Genomic DNA, 14,702 nt, shown 5'->3' with positions numbered 1-14,702 from the left:
AATTCAGTAGGAACAATAATTAGAATTAATACAATCACAGAATGAAAAGCATAATTTACAGTTTGATCCTTTGTTGTGCATATCTCATTTGTGGAACGTCGTATGCTCAGCGTTACCAGGCCATGGTATCGCCCGGAGAAAGCATACAGGCTGTCATAGAATCTGCACCGGATGCACCAATGAACCCGTATGTGATATTGGTTAAAAACGGCATTTATAACGAGAAAGTCATCATTGATAAACCAAACATTGTGCTGCTTGGCGAGGACCGCGACAGTACCCGGCTTGTTTACGCTGAACTGGCCAGCAAGCGTACGATTAAGGAATACAAAGGAAAGCCGGTAGGTAATGGCGTGATTGTGTTGCAGGAAGGTGCCGATGACTGCATCATCAGTGGTTTAACAGTTTACAATAATTATGGTAGTACGGTAGAGGAAACCACCGCACATCAGATGGCGATCTTCGGACGAGCCACACGTACCATCGTCATCAACTGCAATGTGTGGGCTGATGGTAATGATGCCCTGTCTTTGTGGGCACCTGGAAGCAACGGAATGTATTACCACGCCGATCTTGACCTGCGTTGTCCGGGGGTGGATTTTCTATGTCCCCGTGGTTGGTGCTATGCAACACGGTGTACGTTTTACGGCGACGGGCGCGCCCTGATATGGCATGATGGGCGGGGCGATTATGATAAAAAGCTGGTGATAACCAATTCGCATTTTGACTCTAAAAGTCCGGTTACACTTGGACGTTACCATCACGATGCACAGTTTTTCCTGCTCAACTGCACCATGACGGATAAGATCATCGACCATCCGATTGGTTATGCATATACCGACAAAGTCCTCGATCCGTGTCCGTGGGGTCAGCGGGTCTATATGTACAACGTCACGCGGAAAGGCGGAAACTTTGAATGGATGAAAAACAATCTTGACGAGGCAAAAGGCTCACCCCGACCAGAAGATATAACTGCACAATGGACATTCAACGGGAAATGGGATCCGGAAGCCAAAATAAAGGCTCTATGGGATGTGCTTACTTATTCTAAAAAGTAAATTTGTTTAAAAAATCACTGTACTTATTAAAATACTCCAAAATGGAAAAGCCAAACAAAATGTGTCAAAGTTGTGGAATGCCTTTGAGCAAAGACGCTGAAAAAGGTGGCACCAATGCTGATGGTACAAAGAATCTGAAATACTGTAGTTACTGTTATCAAAACGGTGAGTTTACATTTAAAGGGAGTGTGAAAGAGTTTCAGGAATTCTGTCGTCAGAAAATGGTGGAGCAAGGTCATGGTAAATTTACAGCCTGGCTCTTTACGCGTGGATTAAAGCGTTTGGAGCGGTGGAAGAATTAAGCATTGAGAAATGAGTGAGAAATTTTTTACGGTTCAGTCAATAAATGTCACAATATTTGAGAACAGAACAGGTTAGGGTAAACATTGCCTGAAAAATATTATTTTTGCTGGACATATTAATTCTCAGGAGAACAGACATGCTTCAAAAGAAAATTGCCGGCGAAAAAGCAGCAGAATACATCAAGGACGATATGATCCTTGGAATGGGAACCGGTTCCACAGCATATTATATGATACAACGTGTTGGAGAACTTGTTGCAGAAGGTCTAAAGATAAAAGCAGTGGCCACATCTAAAAGTACAGAAAATCTGGCTACAGAATTAAATATTCCCTTATTAACAGTTGAAGAAGTCGATAGTATTGATCTGGTTATTGATGGCGTAGATGAAATAGATCCTCAGTTTAATGCCATCAAAGGTGGAGGTGGAGCACTGTTCCGTGAGAAAATAGTGGCCAAACTGGCCAAAGAGATCATCTGGATCATGGACGAAAGCAAACTGGTAGATGCCATCGGGAATTTCCCATTGCCTGTGGAGATATTGCCATATGGCTATACGCAACATTTAAGACGGCTGGAGGAATTCGGATTTAATCCGGTTTTAAGACTAAGCAAAGAAGGTGATACCTATATTACTGATAATGGCAATTACATCGCGGACCTTCATCTTGGTAAGCCGATGAATATTGAAGATGTACATCATAAATTGAGAGACCTGACCGGCGTTCTTGAAACCGGCCTTTTCCTGAATATGTGTAATCGCATCGTTGTTGGAACAGATGATGGAGTTAAGGTGATTGAAAACAGCACTAAGGAATTACGAATTACGAATTAGGGATTACGAATTTTTTATGCATTAATCTGTGTGATTTGAGGGAGGGAAAAGTTCTTGCTGATTTTCGCGTATGAATGACGCTGAGATGCGCAGAAGTTTTTTATTACCCTTCCCAAACTTCCGCCTCTTTAGGACTGTGTTGTGAACTATGAAATTTAAGCCGTAAATTGAGATATAGTCGGTCGTGCTTCGATCTGTTCAATATTGGAAGGATTTCTGTATAAATTGACCCGATTAGTTTCGGCGTTAATCTGCGGAAACATCTGCGTTAATCTGCGAGAAATAAGACGATGAACAATGAACAATGAAAAATTAAGAATGAACAATAATCAGCTATTCACTTTTCATTTTTAACTATTCATTTATTTTGATCACTTTTTGCTGGAACGTTCCTGCTTTAACCAGGTAAACTCCCTGTGATAAGTTGCTTAAATCAATTTGATTTGCTGATGCACTCAGAATTGATGTTTTAACCAGTTTGCCGGTTACAGTGTACACTTCAACAACCTGCAGATTTTGTAATCCTGAAATCGTAACTAAACCACTGGTCGGATTCGGATAAATCTCTTGCTCACTACTCACACTCTTACTCTCCAATCCAACCCAGGTGTTATTATTATAAGATTGCCAGTTTTTTCCGAAATGGTTGTCCAGATTGGATGATGCCAGTACAATTCCCTGCGCGGATGTTATGACAGGCCACGGTGCGCCGTTTTTATATTTCACCTGGTCAGCAATAATTCCGGTCGATGAAACCAGTCTAATAGTTTCACCCTCATTCGCAAGTCGTCCGCTTTCCCACTGATATAATGGTTTTGGATAGCCAGCCCAGAAGTCCAGGGCTGCATTGTTGGTTATGATCAGTTCGCCGTTTCCTCCTAAAGTTGTATTTTCAGGAAACACAAAGGTCACCCCTTTAGTGATCCTGTACCCTGACATATCAATCGGTTCGGTTTCCGGATTGCTAATAACCACGTACTCAACTTCTCCGGCACTGGCATCCGAGTTATACAATATCCTGCTTATGTATGGCTGATGTTCAGACGGTGAGAACTCTACATCTGCACCGATGTTCCCGGTAAGGCCTTTATTAAAGCACGGTGAATAGTGCGAAAGCGACAGATCAAACGTATTTGGATCACTCAGAATCGGATCCATGAAATAATTGTTATTATTGGCTGGCAGGGTATCATTGTCCGAAGCGGAGTACATCACTTTCAATGAAGAGTATGGATCAACCAGAATTGTTTCATCGTATGTATTTGATAAAACTGAGCTGGTAACAATGCCATTTCCTCCGGCATCGCCCACATTTTTTTCATAGCTGGCAACGGCAGTATTTACGCCATAATACGTGCAATGATCTATGGTAACATTACTGGAATCCTTAAGGCCTGCACCCAGTGTACAGTTGGTAAATACTGACTGACTTATTTTCACAGATGATTGCTGCCCGACTGATACGCTTTTGTCAGTAATATTATAAACGAATACCGAATCAATTGTTATATTCTGACATTTTTCGCCAATATCTATAGCATCGCTGTTTGATCCAAAGAAGTTATGAATCACGCAATTCCGGATTACTCCATCCCTTACGTCGTCATAGTCTATGGCGTCGGTATCCGGCATATCGTTGCCCCTGAACGAACTGTTATAAATATGACCTTTACCATATTTTACGTTAATCAGGTCTCCGGTTATTTCTGAGTGAAGCGAGCTGTTGGTTAAAGTGATATCTGAATAACGTGCGGCGATAGGGTTGGCATGGTTGTTTTCAAGCGTCATATGATCCATGATAAGGATGGAACTAAACGCAGAAATTGCTGCTACTTCCCGCACAGAGTGGTTTCCGATAGAAGCGTTTTCAACCACCACATAACTCAGGCGTGAAGTATCTGCTCCAACAAATCGCAATATGCTCCATTTGTGTTTGGGACTATCCGGATTACTTGTGAAAAATATGGGGGCTGTTTCCGTTCCTTCGGCATTTAAACGGCCATTTACTGTCATGGAAATGCCATCATCCATCCATATTTCCACACCCGGTTCAACGGTGAGTGTAGCACCTTTGGCAACAGTTACATTATCCGGAACCACATATGGCGAACATGCCATTGAAAGGATCATGTCGTTTGTTATTTCAGCAGGCAAAACACACTGACCATTTTCTTCAAATACCGCTGTCAGACTCAGGTTTCCAGTCTGAGAGGTGGTTATTTCGTTAGATGTGGAATAAAACGAGTTTTGATCGGTCTGGTAAGCATCCAGACTTAAGTCAAAGCTTATATCACTGCTTGTAGCCGAACTCTGATGTATTTCAACGGCAATGGTATTGGTTCCGTCAACCAAAACAGTGTTCTCTGTCAGATAAGTACTGTAATCATCCTCCGATACACCACCAACAGAAACAAGAGCCTCAGTGTTATAGCCGATCACTCCTGAGGGCATATTTTCCCTTGCTACTTCTGTTCCGTTGATATATACTACGGCTCCATCATCACATTTCAGGCTGATCCGGAGTTGCTGAACCGAACTTTTATCCGCAATATCAAAGGTTTTTCTAAAGTAAGTTGTAATATTTTTATTATTGGATCCACCGGTGTAAGCAACAACAGTATTTTCATCACCGTCTCCATAACCCAGTTCGGCCTGACCGGAAGCCCATATCTGGTCATCAAAACCGTTTTCTTTCCATGTTGATCCTAAGTCGTTGCCGGAATCGTTGTATTTCCATGTCTGTTCAATACCGAATACCGGTATCAACTGCGGTTTTATCCAACCTTTAAACGTATATCCGCTTTTTGCTTCTGCTTTTAACCTTATTGGTTCATCCAGTGGGTATGATCCAACATTTGGAGATGCATCGATAAGCAATCCGTTGAACGTAATTTTACCCGCACCGGCAGGTATGGATGAAACAGACAGCGGACTGCTTTCCTGAAATCCGTAGTTTTTCAGGTCGGCAAGAATTACATCCGGCCTTGCTGCTGCAAATGCTTTCAATGCATCAACTTCATCTTCCCAGTATGCAATGGAGGGAATGGCATCCCCATAACTCGATGTTGCTCCCTGCCAGCGGTTGATGTGGTCAGGTATTTCATCACTGATTCGGGCTTTAAACTCATCAATAATCCGGTTGACCCGTGTCTGGTTAAATGAGGTGAAGAACTGGTCTGCCAGTCGTCGACCAAAATATTTTACATAGTCCTGATTTTTCATCAGACCTGTAAATGGTGTAGCACCTTCATTTTCAAAATAGCTGATCATGCTGGATGACGGATTGAAGAAGCCCCGGTCCATATCTACCAGGATCCATTTCCATATGCCACCGTCCCTTGGTTTCCATGCCATCACATTATGGTCAAGGGAACTGTTACGTACATAGATTTCGGTTATCACAAAATCGGTGAAATTATCCAGATCCATGGATGATACCACGGCATCGTAATTTGCCTGAACGGTAAGATCCTTATTATACAGTGCCATGAAATCCTGATACTGATCCAGTGTGCCTGCTTCGGCATAGTCTTCGTTTTCAACCATATCCACACCGGCAGGTCCAATATCATGGTTCTCCAGAATAAAGTCTTCATCCACTTTCGAGCGGATATTGTGAATCCCCATGTACTGTCCGTTTACATAAACCACACAGGGCTTGTAACCCTGAACGTCAACCGTGGAGTTGAGTTTCATAAGATGTTGTGACAAAGCGTCCCTGAATAAGGTATAGGACCAATCGCTACCGGAAGCTCTGAGGGCAAACGAATCAAAAACATTACGGGCACGATCCGAAAACAGAGGATAGTCCAGCTTGCCTTTCCCATATTCTTTTCTGAAATAGATCCCCAGCATTTTTTGCGGCAACTGCCAGGAGTAAAGTCCATTGACCTTTGTCCCTGCCTGTAAATTAAAAGCTGCACGGTCTGATCCGTCATTTTCAAAAAGTTCCACATTAACGGGCACTTCCCAATCCGGTTTAAAACTCTGAACATAAATGCCTGTATCTGCATCCCAGAAGTTTCCGGGGTCTGTCGCTAATGAAATGACCGGAAGTTTTCCGATTTCATTATTAGGATCAATAAAATAAGTATGTGTGATAACTTCACCGGGGACCATTCCGGGCTTGAATATCCTAGCCCTCAGCATCCCTGTTTCCGTTACATCTATCATTCCGTCAACGACCGGTGAACTTTCAGTGGGAACAGATCCGTCAAGCGTATACCTTACAGTACCTCCAAAGGTGTTTTTTATGGTTACAGAAACGGATGTTTTGAAAATTCCTCCCAATGGTTCAAATGTGGGTTTATTTTTTACGATCCCATCATAACTGGTAGTGTTGTTAGTCGCGCCGGGAGTAGGTGAAGTAAAATAGCCCCATGAACCGGCTCCGTCAGAAGTTCGTCCCATAGATATATTCACTTCCTGCAATCCATAGATCAACGAATCTACCGGTATTGAGTCAGGAGTGAAGAGCCCAATCTCCTCGCCTGAAGCGGATAGTTTAAAACTGGTGTGCAGACCCGAATTATATCCGTCTGTCCAGATAATCAGAAAACTGTTTGGTGCAATCGAAGTTCCTGATGGAATTTGCCATTTATCTTTATTGGAAAGATTATCGGTTAAATAGTATCCACTCAGGTCAACCACTGTATTTCCCTGGTTATAAAGTTCAACCCAATCTGAACTTTCGTTGTAATCAGGGTCTGTTATAATACCTGTATTGGAAGCTAAAAACTCATTTATAATAACCTGCCCCGATAAGGAAAATTCCACAAGCAGCAGGAGTGGCAAAACGATACTTAATACTAAAAATTTCATTGTCTTTCCGACCAATTAACAATACCTTTTTGATAGGATAAATTGCAAACACCGGATCAAATGTATTAAATATTATTAAAAACCAGCTGTTTTGTATGATATTTTGATAGTTATCTTAAGGCAATTTTAAGAAACTTGCTGATTACATAACGTTGAAATATTAATCTGTAATATCGGATTTATATTGAATTTCTATAAAAAAGTTTCCCTGTTATCAATAGTCCGGCAAAAACAAATCCTGCAAACACAAGACTGCTGATGGCAAGCTGCATACCTCCGGATAATATATGTCCACTGGTGCAGCCTCCGGCCATTCTTGCCCCAAAGATCAGGATGAAACCACCTGCAAAGGACCATAAAATTCGTTTCATCTTATTGGAGCCATGATATTTTTGCCAGTTATCGTGGATTAATGTAAGTTTAAACTCCTTTCTGATAAGTGAGAAAATTAAACCAGCTAAAAAGGCACCTGCCAGAAATATTAATTCCCAATGGCCGGGTGTGGCAATTTTTGAAAAGTAAGTGCCGGATGTTGTGCTGGTTAAAACATCTGCGACATAAGGATACGAGGTGGAAGCACCTATTGGCCTGTTGGTTGTGGCAGTTAAAAATACAATCAGGTTAAGGATGGCTAATGCAATACCTGAAACCAGCCATTTATAATCACTCTTTTTGTCCATCTTATGCATCCGGAAGGCCAGAAGGATCAGCATAATGCCAACCATTAAGGTAAAGATGTAGAATAAAACCCGGTTGTGAATAAGAGAATCAATAGAGAGCTTACCCCAATCAGGACCAAGAATTGCCTGAAGGTGAGGAAACAGTGCCGTAAACACAAATCCTCCTGCCAAACCTCCGATAATGCCGATCAATGCGTCGAGTGAACCTTCGCCCATAGAAACTGCCATGGTCCCGGGGCAATATCCAAGGATGGCCATTCCGGCTCCAAAGATCAAACCGCCGGCCATAATTCCAACAGCTATAAATGGCTTCACGTGATAGGTTGCCAATCCGAGTCCGATCTCGACGTTTAAGAAGATTGCGCCAATGCCAACCGCAACTGCCAATGCTTTTGCAACAGTAAGGTCAGAGAGTGTGGCAAGACCACTAATGGTGTTAAATCTGTTAAGTTTGGCATACTGTAAAATGGCGCCAAACAGAATTCCGAAAGTGAGAATAAGTAAAAACATGATATATAATTTAAGTGATTTCTTTAAAATTTAAGTATCACATAAGGCACAGCACTTAAAGAAATATCAGGTTATTTGGGAATAGTATAACAATGTAAATCAGGAAAAGTTGGTGAAACAATTATTCCTTAAGTAATTTTTTTATATCCACGGTAAAAAAAGGGCCTTTGGAGGCTGGAACTTTATTCATGCTTACATGCATTAACATTTTTGATGGTTCAAAAAGTACACACTGCAAATTTTTATTTGGGACGCGGGCATCATACATGGCATCCTGCAAATAATTCAGGCTGAATTCGCCGTAATGATCACGGGCATTCAGCATCAGACATGCAAAACGGTTGTCAATCTCAGGTTTGGAATACATCTCAGAACTGTAAAAATAGTTAGACGATGCCAGGACGCCTTTACTTCCTTCACGCACAGAAAATCTATTGAGACCAAGTTCGGCAATGATGGCTTCTGAAGTGTCCGCGCACATCACATTTATCGGAATCATTTGTTTTTGTAGCGTCAGAAAATTTATCATTTCGCGTGCGCTTGCAGACTTTTCACTACCGATCTGCATCCACAGGTGAATGGGTAAACCATCAATCTGCGTTGAATCTTTTCGGCTGTTTTTTACCAGCATATTGCCGAAGCAAACTCCTTTTTCGTTTATTCCGGTTAAAGAACCAACCAACCCGATGAATGACGAGGCCACTGTGGCATATCCGGTTTTCGGGTGTTTTACAATAATGATTCCAAGCGCTTTATTGATTTTTTTCAGGTTGTAATCGGCGTTTCTTCCCATCATCAGGCTTCCGTCGGGTGTAGCCTTATCCCAAACTGCCAGAACAGAACATGACGTTTTAGGAACGAGATTTATAGCCAATAGTTTTTTGTAATCTGTGCCTGAACTTTCGGCCATAGCTTTAATAAAGGTCCGGTATTCATAAGGCATGGAAGGTTCTGCCTTTTCGGCGAAAGCCATGTATTTTTTTACCATGCGTTTTGGGAAAACCTTTTCAACCATATATATTACAGAGACAAGCTGCTTTTTCAGAATCTTACCGTACTGTGAACCCATCTCTTCAGGAGTGCCGTAGAGGTGTAAAACCGGGATATTATTCTGAATCTCCAGTCGCGGTTCACCCAGATGAGCTGTTGAAGATGCTTCAAGGTGGCTGTGCATAACATCATTATAGGCTGTATAAAGTTTACACCCCGAAACAAGAATCACTACTGCGAGCAAAGTGATAATATGACTGAATTTTCTGTTCATCCTTCATTACCTCATAACAGGCATGTGAAAATTAGAAGATAATTTTCAAAAAAGGAAATTTTAGAAACCAGATTTGGAATATTTTTAATTGTTGATTTCTCTAACGATATAACTTAATATAAAATAATCAGGCGAAGAATTTAATATTTTATTTGTTGCATCTTCACCCTTAGATAATTCTCGTGCTCCACAATTTCTGATATATCCCCGCTTATCCTTCCATGATGAAATGTATGCCAGTACTGGTATTTGTTCGTTAAGTTTCCATTCTGTTTCAGAATACTTTTTCCAAATATAAAATTGTCGGTTATAGGTTTTAGTAAATTCAAAATTGCGATTTAAAGTAGTCCTGTGTAAATAAATAGAAAGGTCACAGTTGTTTTCATTTTCTTTCGTAATGATTCTCATAGAGTTGATGTATTTTTTTGTTCTTTGGTTCAGACTATCATTTAGTGAGCTGTACCAGTTCTCTCCTCTATAGAGAATTTTTGAACTAATTAAGGAATCTTTGGAGTATTCTTCTAAACGCAGAATGAATTCCAGCTATTTATCAAAAATTCCGATGTTGAATTTGAAAATTTCTATTCCGGCTACATTTAAAGCTGCCATGATATCATTTTGGTTCAACTGCATATTATCTATGGAATTTTTAATATCGCCAGTATTCTGACTATTTATATTGAGCCATATTGCATTAATGAGCACAAGTCAAAAAAAATCTTTTTCATAGATTACCTTTGTATTGAATGGGTTAGTATTTTTTTAGGTTAAATATGTAGTTATCCGATATTAAATGCCAGTTTAATGCCATCAATGGTCATTCCTGCGCCTATAATGGCCAGAATTAGTCCCATCAGCTTTCCCATTACGGCAATAAGGTTATGTCCCAGTTTGTCTACGATTTTTTCACTTAAGGTAAAAGCCAGATAAGTGAGATATACCATTAGGGCAAATATCAGGACTACTATACCGATATGAATAAAATCGGCATTCGTAACATTGTTCATGGCTGAAACGATGGTTCCAGGACCTGCAAGAATAGGAATCGCGAGAGGTGAAATAGCAACGCCGTCATCCACTTCAATGTGTTCCTGGGTATGGATTTTGGATTTTTGAGATAAGAGCATTTCAAAGCCGATGTAAAAGATCAGAATCCCACCGGTCATTTTAAACGCCGGAATGGTGATGCCAAATAGCTCAAAAATATACTTTCCAAGAATAACAAATGCGGTTACAATAACAAATGCCGTAATTGTGGCTCTTTTGGCAATGCGCTTTTTTACGTCATCACTGCTGTCGCCCACTAAACCCATGAAAATAGGCGTGTTGGCAATAGGGTTCATAATGGCAAAGAAACCGGTGAAAACAGAAAGTGAAAAAGTCAGATAATTATCGCTCATCGTTCTGCAGTTTTTTTAATTAGTACCAAAATTACTAAATGCTGGAATGAAGTAGCTCCTTTTTTAAGATTTAATAAGTGTTTGTCGGATTAAAAAACTAAACGGACAAGTCACTACTGTGCTTGTCCGTGAGAATGTTAATTGTTTTTAGTCGGCGGTGGTGGTGGCGGTAGAACCTCACTTATTTTAGGTGGTGGCGGGGGAGGAGGTGGTTTGGGACTTGCAAAGGAAATCCTGACCGGTACGATTTCATTAATGATCTTTCTTTGCTCAGTAGTTAGCTTAAAATAATCATTTTTAAACAATTGGTTTGCTTTGATTTGTCGCAAAGCCAGGTATTTTTCACCTATGCCTCTGAGCAGATCATCCAATACGTCCTTGTCTGTTGCTTTGTCAAACTGTATGCTGATGACGCCTTTAGGTATCTTCTGCATTCCCAGGTTTCCGATTTTCTTTTCAGAATAATCAGGACTGAGATGCTGAGTTTTCAGCGCAGGTTTTCCATTAATGAAATTTTCAACGCTGTTTATAACACCGTCCAGATTTGATCTTTCATTTTCAACCAGAAATTCATTCTGTCTGTTAATTAAGATGATCAAGACATTTTTTTCTTTCATTGGTGGAAGATTTGGTTCAGCTTCAGGAATCGGCATACCGTTTTTCGCTTCCTTAGCAGTTGGAATATGAACCTGTTTTACATGAATGTTTTCCCTTACTTTATTGACATTTGTAAGCGTCCATAAGCTTAGCCATTGCTGCGAACTGTCCTGAACAGAAAAAAGAGGTACTGCAGAAGCAATATTATTTATCGCTTCGGGGCGTGAAAATGCCTGGAGCATCAGAGCTGCCAGGGGCACAAACAATAGTAGTTTGAGTCCGGCCCATCGTGGTTTATTCGTTTTTTGAATCATTTTAAATCGTTTTAAAATTGGTTTTTGAATAAATTGATTTGCCAGGGCAAAACGTCTTTCACCCACAGCTTTTTCAAGGACCAACAGTTGGTATGTTTGTGCATCGATGCCTGTATTAATGACGGCCTCATCGGCCTGGTATTCGTGAATCAGTTTCAGATCACGCCTTAAAAGCCACATAAAGGGGTTGAACCAATGGAACAGGGTAAAGAGCTCCAGAACGAACAAATCTGTTGCATGGTTGAATTGAATATGTGCTTTTTCGTGTGTAATAATGATGTCCCTGTCTTTTTCATAATCGTGTTGATTCATCACAATCCGGTTCATAAAGGTAAACGGTTGAACCAACTCTTTTACGATGGCTATCATCACATCTTTGATGTGAACGCTTTCGGCTTTTCGAATCAGCTGAACTACTTTGAAAAGGGATATAATGAGTTTTAGAATCAGAAGTGCTATGCCAACGAAATAAGCTAAATAAATTATATTTCCGGTTGTAAGAAGGTGTTTATAAGCCAGTGTATCTGTTGCCGGAGCTGCCTTTTCTGTGATATCAAATGTGAGCGGGGCGAACAACTCCTGTAGCACATTTAATGGAACAATGTGATTTTTTTCGGGGATGAATGAGAAATTCAGAAAGGGAATTATGGCTGAACTCAGCATGACACCGATTAAAACGAATCGATTCAGATAATGTGTTTTCATCCGGCTCATAAAACCTTTGTAAACCATGTAAAAAACAGCCAGGCTCAAAGTTGATTTCAGCAGATATGTCAGAAATGGTGTCATTTCGTTTCCTTTTTGCTGTTTTCTATTTTCCTGATGATTTTCTTAAGTTCTTTGACTGAGATGTTCTGATCTTCCACGAATTGTGATACCACATTCTGATACGAGTTGTTAAAGTACTTTTTTACAACAGTGCTGAGTGTTTTTGTACGGTATTCCTCCTGAGATATTGCTGGAAAGTACCGGTAAGTATTTCCAAATTGTTCGTGATCGAGGTAGCCCTTTTCTTCCAATGCCCGAACCATAGTTGATAAAGTATTGTAATGTAATTTCTGATCTGCATAAAGTTCAACCAGTTCCTTGACAAACATTGGGCCTTTCTCCCAATAGAAATTCATGATTTCTTCTTCTTTTTGCGTCAGTTTTTTCATAATCAAACAATTTATATCACAAATATAACTAAATAATCTAGTTTTTAAACTATAAAATATAGTTATTCGCACTAAAAAATATATTAATATTTTTAATATTCTGAATATTAATATTTTAATCGAATATTTATTGATTGTGTAAAGCGTAATAGTACAGGTCGCTTGATAAAATTGAAAGCGAAAACTATAATATTTAGTTGTTAGTTCCGACAATCACTATCCGTTTTGGGATATTTTTCCTAAAGGTTCGGGAAAATTCAACACAAGTGGTGCATTTTTCTACAGCATGAACATAAGTGTATTTTGTAAGATACAGATAATCAGGCCTTAATGGGAGTTGCTCTTGTTGGCATGGTTTTGTTATATACAATATATGTTGACTTGAACAGCAGATTATTAGAATAGCATATTAACTTTTTAAAACAAATAATTATGAGATCAATACTTTATTTAATAGCAGTAGTCCTTGTTGTCGGTTGGATATTCGGATTCTTTGTCTATTCTGTCGGAGGACTGATCCACATATTACTTGTTCTTGCCGTTATATCTCTCCTCATCTCAATTATCAGGGGAAAGTAGCCCTGTAATGTAACACTCAAAAACCAATATATATACAACACAAACTACAATCCGTTTGCTTGTTGTCAGAACCTGAGAATCAATACATGGAATGGTATGTGATTTTCAGGTTCTTTTTTCTGATCAAAACCATTGCCGTTTTCGGAATAATAATACGCCTAGTATTGAAAATATCAGTGACCCGGAAATAATAGCCGGCATTGCCCAAAGACTGTTCTCCATACCATTGTGTATGTTCATTCCAAATATACTGGCTATTAAGGTTGGGATCATTAATATAATGGAAATAAGAGTAAGTTGCTTCATCACTACGTTCAGGTTATTTGAAATAACGGAAGCAAAGGCATCCATCATGCCGCTCTGAATATCGGAGTAGATCTGCGCCATTTCGAGCGCCTGTTTATTTTCAATGATGGCATCTTCAAGCAGGTCTTCATTTATTTCGGAGGTTATTTTTTTAGAGCTACGCAGTTTTGCAAGTACAATTTCATTGGCCTTGATGGAAGTTATGAAATACACAAGGCATTTTTCCATTTTTAGCAGCTTATTCAGTTCTCTGTTTTTTATTGATTTTTCCAGATCCTGTTCAATGGAAGATGTCATTTGGTTGATCTGCTTCAGATATTTCAGGTATAAACTTCCGGATCTTAAAAACAAACGCAAAATAAAATTGATGTTATCGGTTATTTTGCTGTATTGTTCTCTGAAAGGAGAGGGTTGACCGATAGGTAGTACATCATTGTCCTGAAGGCAGATCGTTAGTGTAAAATCGTCGGTAATAAAAATGGCAAGCGGAACGGTGTAAAACGGCACACCATTATTGGTTTGTTCAACCGGAATACGTAAGATGATCAGTGTCCAGTCGTCTTCAAACTCAACACGAGGTCGTTCGTCAGCATCCAGTATATCATTTTGTAAATCCGCCGGTAATCTGAATTCAGATGTAATTTTTTGAATTTCTTCGGTAGTTGGTTTGGTCACATTAATCCAGCAACCTTTTTCTACTTTGGAGATCTCGTTGTATCCGCCAAATGTTTTGAAGATTTTTATCATGATTTTGCCTCCTTACATGAAATCTGCAAGGAAACCGGAAGTGCCCTTACAGATAGGTTAATAAATAAACTGACTATGATACGGGCCTTCGTCCATGTGATAGTGTTTTAAAATTCGGATGCAAATGTATGCCT

At 39.9% G+C, this 14,702-nt stretch carries 12 protein-coding genes; 4 read left to right on the top strand and 8 right to left on the bottom strand.

The genetic code is table 11. The annotated features are described in order from the left end of the window. The first annotated feature begins 41 nt into the window (after positions 1-41). The 3 genes from ACE01N_RS00620 to rpiA all read left to right on the top strand — a co-directional run bounded on the left by ACE01N_RS00620 (position 42) and on the right by rpiA (position 2,193). Positions 42-1,058 (top strand): pectinesterase family protein, encoded by a 1,017-nt coding sequence (locus ACE01N_RS00620; protein WP_380583779.1) that lies wholly within the window; start codon positions 42-44, stop codon positions 1,056-1,058. A 41-nt stretch (positions 1,059-1,099) separates the two neighbouring features. Continuing rightward, positions 1,100-1,360, top strand: a complete 261-nt coding sequence (locus ACE01N_RS00615; RefSeq protein WP_380583777.1) for a zinc ribbon domain-containing protein — start codon at positions 1,100-1,102, stop codon at positions 1,358-1,360. A 104-nt stretch (positions 1,361-1,464) separates the two neighbouring features. Continuing rightward, a complete protein-coding gene (gene rpiA / locus ACE01N_RS00610; protein WP_380583775.1) occupies positions 1,465-2,193 on the top strand; it encodes a ribose-5-phosphate isomerase RpiA in 729 nt (242 codons plus the stop codon). Between the two features lie 354 nt (positions 2,194-2,547). Here the strand turns inward: rpiA and ACE01N_RS00605 are convergent, their stop codons facing one another. The 7 genes from ACE01N_RS00605 to ACE01N_RS00575 form a co-directional block, all read right to left on the bottom strand. Then, positions 2,548-7,014, bottom strand: coding sequence for a CotH kinase family protein (locus ACE01N_RS00605; RefSeq protein WP_380583773.1), 4,467 nt, complete (start codon positions 7,012-7,014; stop codon positions 2,548-2,550). A gap of 179 nt (positions 7,015-7,193) precedes the next feature. Then, entirely contained in the window at positions 7,194-8,204 is a 1,011-nt protein-coding gene (locus ACE01N_RS00600; RefSeq protein WP_380583771.1) for a YeeE/YedE thiosulfate transporter family protein, read from the bottom strand. Between the two features lie 121 nt (positions 8,205-8,325). Continuing rightward, on the bottom strand, positions 8,326-9,468 hold the full coding sequence (locus ACE01N_RS00595; RefSeq protein ID WP_380583768.1) for a C45 family autoproteolytic acyltransferase/hydrolase: 1,143 nt from the start codon (positions 9,466-9,468) through the stop codon (positions 8,326-8,328). 84 nt (positions 9,469-9,552) lie between these two features. Next, the gene (locus ACE01N_RS00590; protein WP_473965030.1) at positions 9,553-9,999 is read right to left on the bottom strand and encodes a DUF5041 domain-containing protein; all 447 of its coding nucleotides are present in this window, start codon (positions 9,997-9,999) and stop codon (positions 9,553-9,555) included. Between the two features lie 248 nt (positions 10,000-10,247). Next, the gene (locus tag ACE01N_RS00585; protein ID WP_380583764.1) at positions 10,248-10,868 is read right to left on the bottom strand and encodes a MarC family protein; all 621 of its coding nucleotides are present in this window, start codon (positions 10,866-10,868) and stop codon (positions 10,248-10,250) included. Between the two features lie 137 nt (positions 10,869-11,005). Beyond that, the gene (locus ACE01N_RS00580) at positions 11,006-12,568 is read right to left on the bottom strand and encodes a M56 family metallopeptidase (RefSeq protein ID WP_380583762.1); all 1,563 of its coding nucleotides are present in this window, start codon (positions 12,566-12,568) and stop codon (positions 11,006-11,008) included. Then, complete coding sequence (locus ACE01N_RS00575; protein ID WP_380583760.1) at positions 12,565-12,936, bottom strand: BlaI/MecI/CopY family transcriptional regulator; 372 nt, start codon at positions 12,934-12,936, stop codon at positions 12,565-12,567. The genes ACE01N_RS00580 and ACE01N_RS00575 overlap by 4 nt, the downstream gene beginning before the upstream one ends. A 432-nt stretch (positions 12,937-13,368) precedes the next feature. Here ACE01N_RS00575 and ACE01N_RS00570 point away from each other — a divergent pair, with 432 nt between their 5' ends. Beyond that, positions 13,369-13,515 carry a lmo0937 family membrane protein gene (locus ACE01N_RS00570; RefSeq protein ID WP_375721525.1) on the top strand — a complete coding sequence of 49 codons (147 nt, stop codon included), beginning with the start codon at positions 13,369-13,371 and terminating at the stop codon, positions 13,513-13,515. A 123-nt stretch (positions 13,516-13,638) separates the two neighbouring features. Here ACE01N_RS00570 and ACE01N_RS00565 read toward each other — a convergent pair whose 3' ends face one another. Further along, complete coding sequence (locus ACE01N_RS00565) at positions 13,639-14,568, bottom strand: magnesium transporter CorA family protein (protein ID WP_380583758.1); 930 nt, start codon at positions 14,566-14,568, stop codon at positions 13,639-13,641. Positions 14,569-14,702: the final 134 nt, after the last annotated feature.

Source organism: Quyinboa ferrireducens, assembly GCF_042436675.1.
GTDB lineage: Bacteria > Bacteroidota > Bacteroidia > Bacteroidales > UBA5342 > JBHJHP01.
The sequence above is the reverse complement of the archived record's forward strand: the minus strand, read 5'-3'. Positions and strand labels throughout refer to the sequence as shown.

Bases quoted from the DNA above. Each gene is read 5' to 3' on its own strand.
- ACE01N_RS00620 (WP_380583779.1), top strand. From the start codon at position 42: ATGAAAAGCATAATTTACAGTTTGATCCTTTGTTGTGCATATCTCATT.
- ACE01N_RS00615 (WP_380583777.1), top strand. From the start codon at position 1,100: ATGGAAAAGCCAAACAAAATGTGTCAAAGTTGTGGAATGCCTTTGAGC.
- ACE01N_RS00605 (WP_380583773.1), bottom strand. From the start codon at position 7,014: ATGAAATTTTTAGTATTAAGTATCGTTTTGCCACTCCTGCTGCTTGTG.
- ACE01N_RS00600 (WP_380583771.1), bottom strand. From the start codon at position 8,204: ATGTTTTTACTTATTCTCACTTTCGGAATTCTGTTTGGCGCCATTTTA.
- ACE01N_RS00595 (WP_380583768.1), bottom strand. From the start codon at position 9,468: ATGAACAGAAAATTCAGTCATATTATCACTTTGCTCGCAGTAGTGATT.
- ACE01N_RS00585 (WP_380583764.1), bottom strand. From the start codon at position 10,868: ATGAGCGATAATTATCTGACTTTTTCACTTTCTGTTTTCACCGGTTTC.
- ACE01N_RS00580 (WP_380583762.1), bottom strand. From the start codon at position 12,568: ATGACACCATTTCTGACATATCTGCTGAAATCAACTTTGAGCCTGGCT.
- ACE01N_RS00575 (WP_380583760.1), bottom strand. From the start codon at position 12,936: ATGAAAAAACTGACGCAAAAAGAAGAAGAAATCATGAATTTCTATTGG.
- ACE01N_RS00570 (WP_375721525.1), top strand. From the start codon at position 13,369: ATGAGATCAATACTTTATTTAATAGCAGTAGTCCTTGTTGTCGGTTGG.
- ACE01N_RS00565 (WP_380583758.1), bottom strand. From the start codon at position 14,568: ATGATAAAAATCTTCAAAACATTTGGCGGATACAACGAGATCTCCAAA.